This window comes from Flavimobilis sp. BM9, assembly GCF_058313055.1.
The window spans coordinates 1-14,382 of the sequence record NZ_JBZEMO010000007.1; the positions used below are offsets into that span (position 1 = coordinate 1).

At 72.7% G+C, this 14,382-nt stretch carries 16 protein-coding genes; 8 read left to right on the plus strand and 8 right to left on the minus strand.

Annotated features, from left to right (window positions below; genetic code table 11):
• Positions 1-257: 257 nt before the first annotated feature.
• The 4 genes from AC4F3Q_RS12535 to AC4F3Q_RS12550 form a co-directional block, all read right to left on the minus strand.
• Entirely contained in the window at positions 258-827 is a 570-nt protein-coding gene (locus tag AC4F3Q_RS12535; protein ID WP_491040251.1) for an NADPH-dependent FMN reductase, read from the minus strand.
• 174 nt (positions 828-1,001) lie between these two features.
• Complete coding sequence (locus AC4F3Q_RS12540) at positions 1,002-2,360, minus strand: mannitol dehydrogenase family protein (protein WP_491040252.1); 1,359 nt, start codon at positions 2,358-2,360, stop codon at positions 1,002-1,004.
• The gene (gene uxaC / locus AC4F3Q_RS12545) at positions 2,357-3,766 is read right to left on the minus strand and encodes a glucuronate isomerase (RefSeq protein ID WP_491040253.1); all 1,410 of its coding nucleotides are present in this window, start codon (positions 3,764-3,766) and stop codon (positions 2,357-2,359) included. The genes AC4F3Q_RS12540 and uxaC overlap by 4 nt, the downstream gene beginning before the upstream one ends.
• A gap of 103 nt (positions 3,767-3,869) precedes the next feature.
• A complete protein-coding gene (locus tag AC4F3Q_RS12550; protein WP_491040254.1) occupies positions 3,870-4,484 on the minus strand; it encodes a 1-acyl-sn-glycerol-3-phosphate acyltransferase in 615 nt (204 codons plus the stop codon).
• Between the two features lie 78 nt (positions 4,485-4,562).
• Here AC4F3Q_RS12550 and AC4F3Q_RS12555 point away from each other — a divergent pair, with 78 nt between their 5' ends.
• From AC4F3Q_RS12555 to AC4F3Q_RS12570, 4 genes are all read left to right on the plus strand, one after another.
• On the plus strand, positions 4,563-5,063 hold the full coding sequence (locus AC4F3Q_RS12555) for a GNAT family N-acetyltransferase (protein WP_491040255.1): 501 nt from the start codon (positions 4,563-4,565) through the stop codon (positions 5,061-5,063).
• 74 nt (positions 5,064-5,137) lie between these two features.
• Complete coding sequence (locus tag AC4F3Q_RS12560; RefSeq protein ID WP_168446841.1) at positions 5,138-5,311, plus strand: CsbD family protein; 174 nt, start codon at positions 5,138-5,140, stop codon at positions 5,309-5,311.
• Positions 5,312-5,318: 7 nt separating this feature from the next.
• Positions 5,319-5,831 (plus strand): hypothetical protein, encoded by a 513-nt coding sequence (locus AC4F3Q_RS12565; RefSeq protein ID WP_491040256.1) that lies wholly within the window; start codon positions 5,319-5,321, stop codon positions 5,829-5,831.
• A gap of 48 nt (positions 5,832-5,879) precedes the next feature.
• Positions 5,880-6,353 (plus strand): DUF421 domain-containing protein, encoded by a 474-nt coding sequence (locus tag AC4F3Q_RS12570; RefSeq protein WP_168446842.1) that lies wholly within the window; start codon positions 5,880-5,882, stop codon positions 6,351-6,353.
• A gap of 6 nt (positions 6,354-6,359) precedes the next feature.
• Here the strand turns inward: AC4F3Q_RS12570 and AC4F3Q_RS12575 are convergent, their stop codons facing one another.
• A complete protein-coding gene (locus tag AC4F3Q_RS12575) occupies positions 6,360-7,076 on the minus strand; it encodes a response regulator (protein ID WP_491040257.1) in 717 nt (238 codons plus the stop codon).
• A 134-nt stretch (positions 7,077-7,210) separates the two neighbouring features.
• Here AC4F3Q_RS12575 and AC4F3Q_RS12580 point away from each other — a divergent pair, with 134 nt between their 5' ends.
• Positions 7,211-7,804, plus strand: coding sequence for a TetR/AcrR family transcriptional regulator (locus tag AC4F3Q_RS12580; RefSeq protein ID WP_491040258.1), 594 nt, complete (start codon positions 7,211-7,213; stop codon positions 7,802-7,804).
• A gap of 32 nt (positions 7,805-7,836) precedes the next feature.
• Here the strand turns inward: AC4F3Q_RS12580 and AC4F3Q_RS12585 are convergent, their stop codons facing one another.
• Positions 7,837-9,093, minus strand: coding sequence for a sensor histidine kinase (locus tag AC4F3Q_RS12585; protein WP_491040259.1), 1,257 nt, complete (start codon positions 9,091-9,093; stop codon positions 7,837-7,839).
• A 156-nt stretch (positions 9,094-9,249) separates the two neighbouring features.
• On the opposite strand from AC4F3Q_RS12585, the gene AC4F3Q_RS12590 reads away from it, so the two are divergent.
• The 3 genes from AC4F3Q_RS12590 (at position 9,250) to AC4F3Q_RS12600 (ending at position 11,724) form a co-directional block, all read left to right on the plus strand.
• Positions 9,250-10,149 (plus strand): ABC transporter ATP-binding protein, encoded by a 900-nt coding sequence (locus AC4F3Q_RS12590; protein WP_491040260.1) that lies wholly within the window; start codon positions 9,250-9,252, stop codon positions 10,147-10,149.
• On the plus strand, positions 10,146-10,952 hold the full coding sequence (locus AC4F3Q_RS12595) for an ABC transporter permease (RefSeq protein WP_491040261.1): 807 nt from the start codon (positions 10,146-10,148) through the stop codon (positions 10,950-10,952). The genes AC4F3Q_RS12590 and AC4F3Q_RS12595 overlap by 4 nt, the downstream gene beginning before the upstream one ends.
• Before the next feature lie 355 nt (positions 10,953-11,307).
• Positions 11,308-11,724: an NUDIX hydrolase gene (locus AC4F3Q_RS12600; protein ID WP_491040262.1), complete on the plus strand. Its 417-nt coding sequence runs from the start codon at positions 11,308-11,310 to the stop codon at positions 11,722-11,724.
• 87 nt (positions 11,725-11,811) lie between these two features.
• On the opposite strand, the gene AC4F3Q_RS12605 is transcribed toward AC4F3Q_RS12600, so the two are convergent.
• Together AC4F3Q_RS12605 and AC4F3Q_RS12610 are read right to left on the minus strand one after the other, a co-directional pair.
• Positions 11,812-12,741, minus strand: a complete 930-nt coding sequence (locus tag AC4F3Q_RS12605) for a hypothetical protein (protein ID WP_491040263.1) — start codon at positions 12,739-12,741, stop codon at positions 11,812-11,814.
• A 356-nt stretch (positions 12,742-13,097) separates the two neighbouring features.
• Positions 13,098-14,381, minus strand: a complete 1,284-nt coding sequence (locus AC4F3Q_RS12610) for a M18 family aminopeptidase (protein ID WP_491040264.1) — start codon at positions 14,379-14,381, stop codon at positions 13,098-13,100.
• Between the last annotated feature and the right edge of the window lies 1 nt (position 14,382).

Consider the following 14,382-nt stretch of genomic DNA (forward strand, 5'->3'; position numbering starts at 1 on the left):
ACGGCCAGAACGTCACCACCACCACCTCCGAGCCGTTCACCACCCACGAGATCCGCACCCGCCTCGTCACACCACCCAGCTGAGCCGGGACCCCTCGGCGAGCCTGCCCAGGAGACGGGCACCGATATCCCGGATCCACACGTGGTGTGTGGAACCGGGCTATCGGTCGCGGGAACGGGGGAGAGGGGTGGGGCGGCGAGAGGGGCGGGGCGGCGAACGGCCCGCGACGGGGGCGCGCGGCGCTGGCGGGCTTGGTCTCAGCTGCGCGGCAGGACCGTGAGGACGCGCTGGATGTGCTCCGCGAACTCCGCCATGAACTCCGTGAGGAACGTGGCGACGGACTCGTCGGTGACGCCGCCATCGCCGTCGAACAGGTCAGGCGTGACCGTGATGTAGGCCTCGGGGGAGGTCATCTGCCGGGCGTTGCAGAAGCTCAGGACGCCGCGCAGCGACTGCTGCGCGACCGCGGTGCCGATCTTGCCGGGGGACGCTCCGATGACGGCCGCGGGCATGTGGTCGAACGAGTTCTGGCCCCATGGCCGTGACGCCCAGTCGAGGGCGTTCTTGAGCGCCCCGGGGATCGACCGGTTGTACTCGGGGGTGACGAACAGGACGGCGTCCGACGCCGCGATCGCGTCCTTGAGGGCACGTCCCTCGGCCGGGTAGTCGGCGTCGAAGTCGGGGCTGTAGAGCGGCAGGTCCCCGATGGGGATCTCCGTGAGCTCGAGGTTGTCGGGTGCGACCTTTGCGAGCACGCGGCTCAGCTCGCGGTTGATCGACGTGGACGAGAGGCTGCCGACGAAGTAGCCGACCTTGTACGTGACCATCGTTGTCTCCCGGTCGAGGTGTGGTCCTCTCACGGTCGCACTGCACACGCTCTCCCGCCACCGCGTACCGACCCGCCACCCCGTGCGCGCCCCCGCTCCTCGCTCACCGATCGCCCACATCCACACGTGGTGCGTGCACGAGAGCGATCGGTCGGGAGCTGGAGTCGCGCGGCCCTACCGCGGGACGAGGGCCTGCGCGTGCACGACGGCGCGGACGAGCTCGGCGTCCTGGGCGAGTGCGGGGTCGAGGAGGGCGAGCAGGTCACGGCTGCCCGCGTCCGCGGGCATCCCGACGAGGGGGCGCAGCCGTTCGGCGAGCGGGTCGTCGAGCGCGGGTCCGCCTGCGCGGACGGAGGCGATCCATGCGGCGAGCGCGGCCACGGCGCCGTCGGGCATGCGGCCTTCCGTGCGCTCGCGGCGCAGGGTCGGGAGGATGCGCACCGGCAGCTTTTGCGTGCCGTCCTTCGCGATCTGGGCGAGGAGGTGCCGGATCGACGTGTTCGCGAACCTCGTCGCGAGCGCGACGCGGTACGCGGCGAGGTCGCCGGCCGGCAGGGTCAGATGACGGCACGCCTCGTCCCACCACGCCTCGACGCGGCTGCGCACGAGGGGGTCCGCGAACGCCTCGGCGACGGTCTCGTGCCCACGGGCCGAGCCCGCGTACGCGAGGAGGGAGTGCGCACCGTTGAGGAGGAAGAGCTTGCGCTCCTCGTACGGGACGACGTCGTCGGTGAAGGTGGCCCCCGCCGTCTCCCAGGCGGGGCGCGGGCCGCGGAACTCCCCGGCGAGCACCCACTCGGCGAACGGCTCGGTCGCGACGGGCGCGGCGTCGTCGAACCCGGCTGCGCGGGCGCGGGCGACGTCGTCGTCGGTCGAGGCGGGCGTGATGCGGTCGACCATCGTCGTGACGTAGGAGACGTGCTCGTCGGCCCACGCCTGCAGGCTCGGGTCCACGAGGGACGTGAGGTCCTCGACGACGTCGCGCAGCACGTCGCCGTTCGACGGCAGGTTGTCGCAGGGGACGATCGTCAGCCCGCCCCCGCCGGCGGCACGGCGCGCAAGGAGGAACGCGACGATCCGGGCGGGGGCGGTCTGCACGGGGGCGCGCGGGTCGGCGCGCAGGGTCGCGACGTCGGCGGCGACGCGGGAGTCCTCGTGGTCGATCCCGCTGGCCCCGCGGACGTAGCCCGCCTCGGTGACGGTCGTCGTCATGACGGTGACGGCCGGGTCGGCGGCGTAGCGGAGCAGGGCCTCGTGGTCCGTGGCGGCGTGCGCGGCGACGACGGACTCGACGGTCTCGACGTGGTCTGCGCTCGGGGCGAGCTCGGCGAGCGTGTACAGCCCGTCCTGCGCGGTCAGCGTGTCGGCGAGGGCCCGGGAGCGGCCGGTGAACGCGGCGATGCCCCACTCGGCGGCGTCGTCGGCGTGCGCGGTGTACCAGGCCTGGTGCGCGCGGAAGAACGCGCCGAGGCCGAGGTGCACGTGCCGCACGGGCGGCGCCGGCTGGGTGCGGCGGAGCGGTGCGGCGCTCACAGCCCGAACGCTTCCGCCGGGCGGCCGACCACGAGGTCGACGGCGATCTCGGCGGCCTCGTCCTCGTCGAGGCGATGCTCGGCGACGAGCCCCGCGAGGAAGCCCGCGTCGAGGCGGCGGGACATGTCGTGGCGGGCGGGGATCGAGCAGAAGGCTCGCGTGTCGTCGATGAAGCCGCTCGTCCGGGAGAAGCCGGCGGTCTCGGTGACGGCGGCGCGCCAGCGCCGGATCGCGTCCGGGGCGTCGAGGAACCACCACGGTGCGCCGACGTAGACGCTCGGGTAGAAGCCGGCCAGCGGCGCGATGTCGCGCGCGGACGCGGTCTCGTCGAGCGTGAACAGGACGACCGTGAAGCCGGGGGCGGTGCCGAAGCGCTCGAGCATCGGCCGCAGGTGGTCGGTGTAGGAGACCGCGAGCGGGAGGTCCGCGCCGACGTCGGCGCCGTAGCGGTCGAACGTGGGCCCGTGGTGGTTGCGCCGGACGCCCGGGTGGATGGTCATGGTGAGGCCGTCGTCGGCCGACATGCGGGCCTGCTCGAGGAGCATGTGGCGGCGCAGGGCGGTGCCGTCCGCGCTTCCGACGTGGCCGCGGAGCGCGTCCGCGTAGATGCGCTCAGCGTCGGCGCGGTCGAGGTGGAGGGTGCCGGGGTCGACGTGCGAGTGGTCCGCGGAGACCGCGCCGTGCGCCTTGAAGTGCGCGCGTCGCGACTCCATCGCGGCGACCCACCCGCTGAACGTGTCGGTCGAGACCCGCGCGGCTTCGCCGAGGCGCGCGACGTCGTCGGCCCAGCCGGGGGCCGTGACCTCGAGGTAGCGGTCGGGGCGGAAGGTCGGGACGACGCGACCCGTGAACGACGGGTCGGCCGCGAGCGCGGCATGCGCGGCGAGGTCGTCGACCGGGTCGTCGGTCGTGGCGAGGACGGAGATGTTGAAGCGGTCGAAGAGCGCGCGGGGGCGGAAGCCCGGCTCGGCGAGGCGTGCGGCGATCGCGTCGTAGACGGCGTCGGCGGTCTCGGCGCTCGGGCGGACGGTCACCCCGAAGACGTCGACGAGCTCGGACTCGAACCAGAAGCGCACCGGCGTGCCCGCGTACTTCGACCAGTGCGTGCACAGGTGCCGCCAGGCGCGGCGTGCGTCTTCCTCGAGGAGCGGTCCTTGCCCGACGCCGAGCTCGGAGAGGGGGACGCCCGACGCGTGCAGGAGGCGCGTGACGTAGTGGTCGGGCGTCACGAGGAGGGAGGTCGGGTCGGTGAAGGGCTCGTCGTCGAGCAGCATCGCCGCGGGGACGTGGCCGTGGGGGGACACGATCGGGAGGTCGCGGGTCTGGCCGTAGAGGCGGCGTGCGACGTCGCGCGCTGTCGGGTCGGCGGGGAGCAGCCGGTCGGGGTGAAGTGTCCAGGCGTCCATGTCGTCGAGTCTCGGCAGCGCCATGCGCTCCGGCAATCGGTTGCCGTCACTTGCCCCGAAGGGGCGCTCGCCCGACGGCGGAGCGCGCCTCAATCTGAGCGCGTCACTCCTGGTGAGAGCCGTCCGCGGCGTCCTCGCCGGCCGCCCGGTCTTCCTCGCGCAGCCGCGGCTCCGTGCGCAGCTCCGGCCGGAAGCCCGACTTGTCGGCGTAGAACGCACGCACCACGTCCATGTCCGCCCGCACGTCACCCGTCGGCACGAACGTCATGCCCAGCCCGGACGTCATCGTGTCGCGGTCCACGTAACCGAGCGTGATCGGCAGCCCCGCCTCGACCGCGATGCGGTGGAAGCCCGACTTCCAGTACCGGCCCGACGACCGCGTGCCCTCCGGCGTCACCACGAGGTAGAACCCCTGCCCGGAACGCACCCGCTCGACGATGTCCGTGACGATCCCCGCCGGGTTCGACCGGTCGACCGGGATGCCGCCGAGCCATCGCATGACGAAGCCGAACGGCGGCTTGAACAGCGTGTGCTTGCCGAGGTACTTGACCTTCAGGCCCAGGTCCCATGCGATGCCGAGCATGAGGATGAAGTCCCAGTTGGAGGTGTGCGGTGCCCCGATCAGCACCCCGACGCCGTCCGTGGGGACGACGGTCGACCTGTGGGTCCACGGGCTGATCTTCCAGCCCAGGCGAGCGATGGCACGACGAATCCTCATGCGCACACAGTAGGTGGTCCCCGGCCGGATCCTGAGACGGCGCCCTCTGCGGCCCGCAGGCCCGGCGACGATCGAGCCATGACGGACCTTCCCGACCTCACGGCGCTCGTGCGCCGCGCGCGCCCCGAGGACGCACCGTCGCTCGCCGTCGTCCACGTGCAGGCGTGGCGCGAGACGTACCCCGGGCTGCTCTCGGACGAGCTGCTCGCGAACCTCTCCGTCCCCGAGCACGAGGCCATGTGGCGGGACATCCTCGCCGGCCCCGACGCCCCCGGGGCGTGGCTCGCGCAGGTGCGCGACGACGTCGTCGGCTTCACGCTCGTGCGTGCCCCGCACGACGACGACGCCCCCCGCCCGCACGAGCTCGGCATGATGTACGTGCTCGACGCCGTCAAGGGCGCGGGCGTCGCCGACACCCTCGTGACAGCCGCCCTCGGCGACGTGCCCGCCTACCTGTGGGTCGCGCGCGACAACCCGCGCGCACGACGCTTCTACGCCCGTCACGGCTTCGTCGCCGACGGCGCCACCAAGACCATCCCGCACTGGGACGACATCGTCGACGTCCGCATGGTCCGCTGACGTTCGTCGTGCGAGGCGCCCGACGTCGGCTTACGGTCGAAGAACCGCGATACCGACGACCTCCAGGAGGAGACATGGGACTCGACGACAAGCTCAAGAACGCTGCGCAGGACCTGCAGGGCAAGGGCAAGGAGGCGGCCGGCAAGGCCACCGACGACGAGCGTCTCGAAGCGGAGGGCAAGGGCGACCAGGTCTCGGCCAACCTCAAGCAGGCTGGCGAGAAGGTCAAGGACGCCTTCAAGGACTGACGCCCCGATGAGCTCGACGCTCGGACGCGTCCACCCCCCACAGGTCCGCTCTCGCGGCCTGTGGGGGAGGCGCGTCGGCGCGTCCGCGCTCCTGGTCTTCGTCGTCGCCGGCGCGACCGGCCTGCTCGGGGTCCGCTCCACGACCAGGACGACGACGGAGGGTGACGTGACCCTGAGCGTCACCTACGCCGCCACGGCACGCAGCGGCCTCGACGTCCCCTGGAGGGTGGTCGTCGAACGAGCGGGAGGGTTCGACGACGAGATCACCCTCGCCGTGACCGGCAACTACTTCGACATCTTCGAGACGCAGGGCTTCGTCCCGTCCCCCTCCGACGAGGTCCGGGACGGGACACAGCTCTTCCTCACCTTCGCAGCCCCCGAGGGCGACACCTTCGTCGTCGACTTCGACGCCTACATCCAGCCCGCATCCCAGATCGGCCGCAGCGGCACCGTCGCCGTCGTCGAGGCCGACAGCACCCAGGTGGCCACGACGTCGTTCGCCACCCGCATCGTCCCGTAACGACACCAGCCGGCCTCGCCCGGCGCACCTTCGCCCGGAGGAGTGGCTGTGGAGACCGTCGTCCGCGCCGTCATCATCTTCACGTTCCTGTGGGGCATCACCCGCGTGGTCGGGCGGTCCACCCTCGGCGAGCTGAGCGCCTTCGAGCTCATCCTTTTCATCTGCATGGGCGACCTCGTGCAGCAGGCGGTGACCCAGCAGGACTACTCCGTGACCGGGGCCATGCTCGCCGTCGGCACGTTCGCGCTGCTGACCATCTTCCTGTCGTGGATCAACGCCCGATATCCCGGGGCGCGGCGCTTCACGCACGGCGTCCCCGTCGTCGTCGTGCACGACGGCGAGGTGCAGGCGGACGTCATGCGCGCCGAGCGGCTGTCCCTCGACGACCTGTACGGCGCAGCCCGCCAGCAGGGCATCGCCCGCATGGAGTCCGTGCGCCTCGCGGTGCTCGAGACGAACGGCCAGATCTCGTTCTTCCCGTTCGAGCAGACCAAGAGCTCCGACAGGTCGGCCGCGCGCTGAGGACCGTCAGCCCAGGTCGGCGTCGTGCACGCAGATCGCGATCTGCACGCGGTTGTCCACCTCGAGCTTCGTGAACAGCTTGCCCACGTGCGACTTCACCGTCGGCACCGACATGAAGAGGGTCGCCGCGATCTCGCTGTTGCTCAGCCCGCGGCCGATCGCCTGCGCCACCTCGAGCTCTCGTTCCGTGAGGCGTGCGAGGCGCTCGCGGGCGCACGAGCGGCGCGCCGACGGTTCGTCGACCCCGCGGACGCCCTCCGCCGACGAGCCCGGCGTCGCGACCGCCGCGATGAGCTGCGCCGTGATCGACGGCGACAGCGTCGGCTCCCCGGCCGCCGCGGCCAGCACGTCCCGCACGAGCCGCTCGGGCGGGGTGTCCTTGAGCAGGAAGCCCGTCGCGCCCGCGCGCAGGGCGCCGAGCACCATGTCGTCCGCGTCGAACGTCGTCAGCACGATGATCCGCAGGTCCGGGTTCGAGGCGAGCAGCGCTTCCGTCGTGGCGAGCCCGTCACGGCGAGGCATGCGGATGTCCATGAGCACGACGTCGGGCGTCGTCGCGCCCACGACCTCCTCCGCCTCGAGGCCGTCCCCGGCCTCGCCGACGATCTCGATCGAGCGGTCACCGCCGAGGATCATGCGCAGCCCCGCGCGGACCAGAGGATCGTCGTCGACCAGGACGACGCGGGCTGCCGGGGCGGACGAGGAGGTCGCGTCGGGCGTCATGGACGCAAGCCTTTCACGGGGACGGGCGGAGCAGGGCAGAGCGGCACGGTGCACGTCGGGGAGGCGTCCACTACCGTGGCTGTATGTCGAGCCCAGGCAGTGGTGCGGGGCACGGACCGAAGGCCGACCGCGCCGTGGATGCGATACGCGCAGCAGCGACCGAGCTGATCGTCGCCGTCGGCGACACGTCCGCGGTCACGATGGACGCGCTCGTCGAGCGCACCGGCCTCGACGCCGACGTCGTGGCGCTCTGCTTCCCCGACACCGACGCCCTCCTGCACGACCTGATCCTCTCTGCGTTCCAGCGGTGCCTCGCGCGCATGGACCTCGAGGTGTCCCTCCTGCCCTCCGGCGCCACGGCGCTCGAGGACCTCGAGGCGCTCGCCGTCGGCTACGTCCTGTGGGCAGGCGAGGACCCGAGCGGGTACGCGCTCGCCTTCGGCGTGCGCAACACGAGCGACCTCGGCCTGGCGAGCCTCGAGGACGGCGCCACCGCGCCCGCGCAGGTCCTCGACACGGTCATCGCGGGCGTCGAGCTCTGCCGCCCCGACCTCCCGCCTGACGCAGCGAAGGAGCGCGCGGTCGGGCTGTGGCTCACCCTGCACGGACTGGTCCGGATCCGCGTCGACCGGCCGAAGGTCGCGCTCGTGCCGACGAGGCACCTCATCCACACCGTCGTCGACGTGTTCGCAGGCAGCCCGGGCCGAGGCTTGCGCGTGGTCCGGTAGGCGCGGATCGGGGGCGCAGCGGCCGTCGGCCGTCACGACCAGGGGAGCCACGCCGCCACGACGTAGCGTCCGGAGCGGTCGGGGCCGTGCCGCAGCTCGCCCCCGGCGAGGCTCGCCCGCTCAGCGAGGCCCGTCAACCCCAGACCCGACGACGGCGGACCGTCCGTCGGGCCCCGCTTGCCCGACGGGCGTGCGGCAGGCAGCGCGTTGAGCACCTCGATCGTCAGACGGTCGTCGCCGTCGGGCGCCGTCGAGCGGCCGACGCACACGTCGACCGGCATCCCGGGAGCGTGCTTGCGCGTGTTCGTCAGCGCCTCCTGGACGATGCGGTACGCGGCGCGGCTCACCGCACCGGACAGCCCGGGCAACGCCTCCTCCACCTCGGGGGCGATGTCGAGCGCGACCGTCGTGCCCGCCGAGCGTGCCGACGTGACCAGCTCGTGGATGTCACCGAGCAACGGCTGTGGCCGTTCCGGCGTGGTCGAGGACGGGCTCGCGTTGAGGTCGCGCAGCACCCCCAGCACCTCGCGCAGCTCCTTGAGGGCGAGGTTCGCGTTGTCACGGATGATCGCAGCGGTCTGCGCCGTCTCCTCCCGGCCGAGATCCGTGCGGTACGCGAGCGCACCCGAGTGCATCGCGACGAGCGAGATGCGGTGTGCCAGGACGTCGTGCATCTCGCGCGCGATGCGCGTGCGCTCCTCGGCGCGCGCCTGGTCGACACGTGCGGACTGCTCGCGCTCCGCCGTCTCGGCACGCGTGCGCAGCGTCGCGACGAGCTCGCGTCGCGCGCCGACGTACGAGCCGACCGCGACGACGATCCCGTAGACGAGCAGGGTCGCGCTCACGAGCACCCACCAGGGCACGGCCGGCGTCATGTCGGACGTCATCCGGTCGTAGACGACCGACAACGAGACCCAGCCGACGCCGAGCGCCGCGATCTCACGCCAGCGGCGACGCGTCGCGACCGACATGAGCACGACGAGCGACGGCGGCACGCCCGTCATCGAGAAGCTGCCCGCGAGGCACGCGACCGCACCCGCCAGCAGCGGCCACCGCCGTCGTACGGCGAACGCCCCGAACGCGACGACACCGAGCAGGACGTCGAGCCCGAGCGAGCGGCCCGCGAACGCAGCATCCGTCGAGCCCGCCACCAGCAGCAAGAGCGAGGCGGTCACCGTGACGAGCCAACGCCAGGTCTCCTGCCAGGTCGTCAGCGGTGCCGGGAGGAACACAGCCCGGCGCGACGTCGGGTCGGACGTCGGCGCGACGTCGGGAGGCGCAGGTGACATGGTCCCCCCACCCTAGGAGCGACATCGGGCAGGGGGAAGCGACCCCGGTCTCGGGCACCCCCTACCGTGGGTGGACCCATGCGAAGGACGCAGGGAGGACGCGCCCGCGCCCGCGGGACGATGTGGCCCCCGCCGCTGCACTGGTGCGATAGACGCATGATCACCGTGGAGAGACTCACCAAGCGTTACGGCGGCTTCACCGCCGTCGACGACGTGTCGTTCACCGTCCGTCCCGGACGCGTCACCGGCTTCCTCGGCCCGAACGGTGCCGGCAAGTCCACCGCCATGCGGATGATGTGCGGCCTGACCGTGCCCACCGCCGGCACCGCCACCATCCTCGGCAAGCCGTACGCCGCGCTGCCGAACCCGGCGCGGCACGTGGGCGTCCTCCTCGACGCCTCCGCCCAGCACGCCGGCCGCACCGGCCGCGAGGTCCTCACGCTCGCCGCCATCATGACCGGCGCCGACCGCAAGCGGGTCGACCAGATGCTCGACCTCGTCGGGCTCACCCCCAAGGAGGCCGGCCGCCGCGTCCGCAACTACTCCCTCGGCATGCGCCAGCGCCTCGGCATCGCCGGTGCGCTGCTCGGCGACCCGCAGGTGCTGATCCTCGACGAGCCCGTCAACGGCCTCGACCCCGCCGGGATCCGCTGGATGCGGTCGCTGCTCGCAGGCTTCGCGAGCCAGGGCGGCACCGTGCTGCTCTCGTCGCACCTGCTCCTCGAGATGCAGGAGGTCTCCGACGACCTCATCGTCATCGGCGGCGGCAAGATCGTCGCGCAAGGCTCCAAGGAGGAGCTGCTCAGCGTGCCCGGCTCGGTTGTCGCGTCCCTCGACGACGTCGCGCTCGCGTCCGCGCTCGAGCGCGGCGGCTTCGAGGTGTCGCGCCACGCAGGCGGCGGCCTCGCGACGTCGGCGCAGCCCGAGCAGGTGGGCGTCGTCGCGCGCGACGCCGCGATCGCGCTCACCAACCTCTCGCTCGCGCAGAACCACGGGCTCGAGGAGCTGTTCTTCAACCTGACTGCCGAGACCGCACGAGAGGAGGTGGCGGCATGAGCGCCGCGACCCTGACGACGCCGTCGGCCAAGGCTGACTGGTCCGTCCCGCCCGCTGGTGCGCCTGGCGTGCCGTTCCTCCGGCTGCTGCACGCCGAGCTGCGCAAGCTTGTCGACACCCGCGCCGGCCGTGGCCTGCTCATCGCGATCGGCGCCATCACGCTGGTCGGCCTCGGGATCGTCGTGGCCGTCGGAGAAGCCCCGACGCTGACGTTCTGGGAGCTCGCGAGCGGTGCGTCGTCGATCCAGATGCTGATCCTGCCGGCCCTCGGCGTGCTTGCCGTGACGGGCGAGTGGAGCCAGCGCACCGGCATGACGACGTACACGCAGGAGCCCCGGCGCGGCCGGGTGAACGTCGCCAAGCTGCTCTCGGCGGTCATCCTGACGCTCGTGTGCACCGTCGCGCTGCTGCTCATGTCGGCGGTCGCGCACCTGGTCGCGGTCGGCCTCGACCAGACGAGCGTCGACTGGTCCGTCGGGTCCTTCGACATGTTTGCCCTCGTGTTCCTGCAGCTGCTCGTCGTGGTGCAGGGCGTCGCGTTCGGCATGCTGTTCCTCAGCACGCCGCTCGCGCTCGTCGTCTACTACATCCTGCCGATGGTCTGGTCGCTGCTCGCGAATCTCGTGTCCTGGTTGCGGGACAGCGCCCCGTGGATCGACCTCAACACGGCGCTCATGCCGTTGTACGCGGACGAGGGACTGACAGGCCAGCACTGGGCCCAGATCGCCGTCACTGTGACGATCTGGATCGTCGTGCCGTACGTCGTCGGGCACCTGCGCATCGTCCGCCGCGAGGTCAAGTAGCCGACGTGCGAGGGCGGGGCCCGCACGCCGGGCCCCGCCCTCGCGCTGCACCGCAGCCGGGCGTCGCAGGGGGACGTCCGGCGTCGGTCGCCCCGCCGGCGCTCCCGCCTGCCGTCCCGTGCGGTCGCCGCCCCGCCGGCGCTACCCGCTGCTTCGTGAGGTAGGAGGTTCCTCGTGAGGTAGGCCGGTGGTCGTGAGGTAGGGCGCTGCATGCCACTACCTCACGTGGAGAGCCCTACCTCGGCAGCTCGCTGTGGCGCGGGGTGGCGCGGGGTGGCGCGGGCGCGCCGGACGACGCGGCCGCGGCGACGAAGCTCGCGGCGGATCAGGTCGCGGCGGTCGTTAGGGTGGTGTGATGCGCACGCTCGTCATCTCCGCCGTCTGCTTCCGGGACGAGCAAGGCCGCATCCTCACGGTCCGCAAGCGCGGTACGTCGAAGTTCATGCTGGTGGGGGGCAAGCTCGAGCCGGGCGAGGATCCCGCCACGGCAGCGGTCCGCGAGGTGGCGGAGGAGGTCGGGCTGGAGATCCGCCTCGACGAGCTCGAGCTGCTGGGAACCTTCGACTCCGACGCCGCGAACGAGACCGAGACCCGGATCGCGTCCACGGTCTACCTCGCGCCACTTCCTGAGGGCGCGACGCCGGAGGCCGCCGCCGAGATCGCCGAGCTTGCGTGGATCGACTCCGCGACGGCGTCCGCCCGCGACGACCTCGCCCCGCTGCTCCAGCACCACGTCATCCCGGTGCTCGACGGGCTCATCGCCGGGCGCTGAGTCGGGAGCACGTTCCGCTCGACGTGCCCACGCCGGTCCGGAGACCGACGCCGGGCCTCGCGCCCGCAACCAGGCGGCGCGGAACGCTCAGCGGGCTCGGAGCGCCGGCCGTGGTACGTGGGGGATCGGCCCGGGCGCTGCCCGACGGACGCGGGCGACCAGCAGCTCAGGGCTCCGAAGGTCCTCCTTCGTGATGCGCACGAGGCGCCACCCCGCCTCCATGAGAGCGTCAGCCCGCCGCTTCTCACGCATGAACGTCTCCTGCTCAGCGCCCGCGTACTTCGAGCGTCCGTCGTACTCGATGAGGAGGCGCCAGGCCTCCCACCCCAAGTCGGCCCGGAACCGACCGAGATGAGTGCGCACCTGGAGCTGCGTCGTCGGGCGGGGGAGCCCGGCGGCCAGCACGATCAACCGCGTGCAGCTCTCGCCGGGGGACTCCGCGCCGGCATCGGCGCAGGTGAGGATCTCTCGCGCCAGCCGGACCCCGCGACAGCCCACGCGCTCCTCGATCAGCGTAGAGACCTCTCGCAGGTTCAGGCCGGCGCGCAGCGCGGCGTCGGCGACGACGAGGCCCCCGGCGGGGGACGACGTCATGATGCAGTCCGCGACTGTCCGCGGGAGCGTCGTGACGGCCAGACCGTCGACCTGGGTGCGCTGCCCCTCCGGCACGTCCGCGACGTGCCGGGCGACCGGTGCGCCCCGCCGCACGCTCGACCTCGTCGGGGAGGTCACGTGGATCCTCGACGACGAGCCCCACGTGGGCAGGCCCCACAGGTGTGCCGCGGTCGTGTGGGAGAAGCATGCGTGCGGCGCGAGCCTCTGGCTCAGCGCTACCAAGTTGGCCCGGAGCTCGCGGTCACGGCGTTCGTGCGCGTCCGTGCCGACCGGGTGTGCCTCGATGGAGGCGCCACGCCGGAGCCGCACCCACTCCCCGCTCCGGCGTCGAGCGGCGACGTCGGAGGGTAGGTGGTCCCGGCTGAACCGGACGGTCGGGACGGTGTGTGTGCCCTGGCTCATGGGCACAGGGTGGTCACCTGGGTGCTGCGCCGCGAAGCCGGGCGACGAGCGCTGTGGACGCGCCCCCGGTTGTCGAGCGCCGTGGGCAGGGGGCCGCACCGGTCGCCGGAGGCTCGCCGCTCCGGCCGTCCGGGTCGCGAGCATCGCGGGGTAGGGCTCTCCACGCGAGGTAGGGCCGTGGAACGCCCTACCTCGCGCGGGAGGCCCTACCTCAGGGGGAGGCCCTACCTCGCGCGGGAGGCCCTACCTCAGGGACGGAAGCCCACCACAGGGAAGGAGGCCCTACCTCGCGAGGTGGGGGCTACTTCGGTGAGGGGACGGACGCCCGCTCGTCCGGGCGCCAGCCAGGTGTCGCGTCAGACGCCCGCGTAGAAGGCGCTGATCGCACCCGACAGCGCGACGACGTCGCGCACGTGGATCAGCTCGCGCGCGGAGTGCATCGACAGCAGGGGCGCACCGACGTCGACCGTGCGGATGCCGAGACGCACCGATGTGATCGGGCCGATCGTCGAGCCGCACGGGACCGTGTTGTTCGAGACGAACGCCTGCGGCTGCGTGCCGGCAGCCTCGCACGCGCGCGCCCACAGGGCCGCGCCGTGCGCGTCGGACGCGTAGCGCTGGTTCGCGTTGATCTTGAGCAGCGGCCCACCGCCGGGCAGCGGGTGGTGCGTCGGGTCGTGCCGCTCGGCGTAGTTCGGGTGCACGGCGTGGCCGACGTCGCTCGACACGCACCACGACGCGGCGTACATCCGCGCGAGATCCTCCGTCGTGCCGCCCGACAGGCGCGCGGTCACGTCGGCGAGGAACGGTCCGGCCGCGCCCGAGCGGGACTCCGAGCCGATCTCCTCGTGGTCGAACGCCGCGAGGACGCTGATGTGGCCCGCGTCGTCGGGCGCGCCGAGGAGCGCGACGAGGCCCGCGTGGACGGACGTGAGGTTGTCCATGCGGGGCGCCGCGAACAGGGTGCGGCCGGCGCCGAAGCGCGCGGGCGGGGCCGTGTCGACGGTGATGACGTCGTGGCCGACGACGTCGCTCGCCGCGACCCCTGCGATGCTCGCGAGGAGCTCGAGGACGTCAAGCTCGGACACGGGGCCGTCGTCGCCGTCGACGCCGAACACGGGCTGCATGTGGCGCTGCTTGTCGAGCTTGAGACCGTCGTTCGACGACCGGTCCAGGTGGATCGCGAGCTGCGGGACGCGCAGCATCGGGCCCGTGCGCACGAGGTGCTCGGCGCCATCGCGCGTCACGAGGCGGCCGCCGAGCTCGAGCTCGCGGTCGAGCCACGAGTTGAGCAGCGGCCCGCCGTAGACCTCGACGGCGGCCTGCAGCCAGCCGTGCGACACGGTCGTCGGTGCGGGCTTCAGCTTGAGGCCGGGGGAGTCCGTGTGTGCGCCGAGGATGCGCAGCGGGGTGGTGGGGCCCGACGACGCGGGGCGCACCCACGCGATGATCGCGCCGTCGCGCACGACGTACGCGCGCACGTGCGCGGCGACGTCCCAGGCGGCTGCCTCGTCGAGGCGCGTGAAGCCCGCGTCGTCGAGCCGGCGGGCCGCCTCGGCGGCGGCGTGGAAGGACGACGGCGACGCTGAGATGAAGCGGGCGAAGTCGTCGATGTGCGCGTCCAGGTTCTGCGAGGTCATG

Coding starts and splice junctions, on each gene's coding strand:
- AC4F3Q_RS12535 (WP_491040251.1), bottom strand. CDS start 827: ATGGTCACGTACAAGGTCGGCTACTTCGTCGGCAGCCTCTCGTCCACG.
- uxaC (WP_491040253.1), bottom strand. CDS start 3,766: ATGGACGCCTGGACACTTCACCCCGACCGGCTGCTCCCCGCCGACCCG.
- AC4F3Q_RS12550 (WP_491040254.1), bottom strand. CDS start 4,484: ATGAGGATTCGTCGTGCCATCGCTCGCCTGGGCTGGAAGATCAGCCCG.
- AC4F3Q_RS12555 (WP_491040255.1), top strand. CDS start 4,563: ATGACGGACCTTCCCGACCTCACGGCGCTCGTGCGCCGCGCGCGCCCC.
- AC4F3Q_RS12560 (WP_168446841.1), top strand. CDS start 5,138: ATGGGACTCGACGACAAGCTCAAGAACGCTGCGCAGGACCTGCAGGGC.
- AC4F3Q_RS12565 (WP_491040256.1), top strand. CDS start 5,319: ATGAGCTCGACGCTCGGACGCGTCCACCCCCCACAGGTCCGCTCTCGC.
- AC4F3Q_RS12575 (WP_491040257.1), bottom strand. CDS start 7,076: ATGACGCCCGACGCGACCTCCTCGTCCGCCCCGGCAGCCCGCGTCGTC.
- AC4F3Q_RS12585 (WP_491040259.1), bottom strand. CDS start 9,093: ATGTCACCTGCGCCTCCCGACGTCGCGCCGACGTCCGACCCGACGTCG.
- AC4F3Q_RS12590 (WP_491040260.1), top strand. CDS start 9,250: ATGATCACCGTGGAGAGACTCACCAAGCGTTACGGCGGCTTCACCGCC.
- AC4F3Q_RS12595 (WP_491040261.1), top strand. CDS start 10,146: ATGAGCGCCGCGACCCTGACGACGCCGTCGGCCAAGGCTGACTGGTCC.
- AC4F3Q_RS12600 (WP_491040262.1), top strand. CDS start 11,308: ATGCGCACGCTCGTCATCTCCGCCGTCTGCTTCCGGGACGAGCAAGGC.
- AC4F3Q_RS12605 (WP_491040263.1), bottom strand. CDS start 12,741: ATGAGCCAGGGCACACACACCGTCCCGACCGTCCGGTTCAGCCGGGAC.
- AC4F3Q_RS12610 (WP_491040264.1), bottom strand. CDS start 14,381: ATGACCTCGCAGAACCTGGACGCGCACATCGACGACTTCGCCCGCTTC.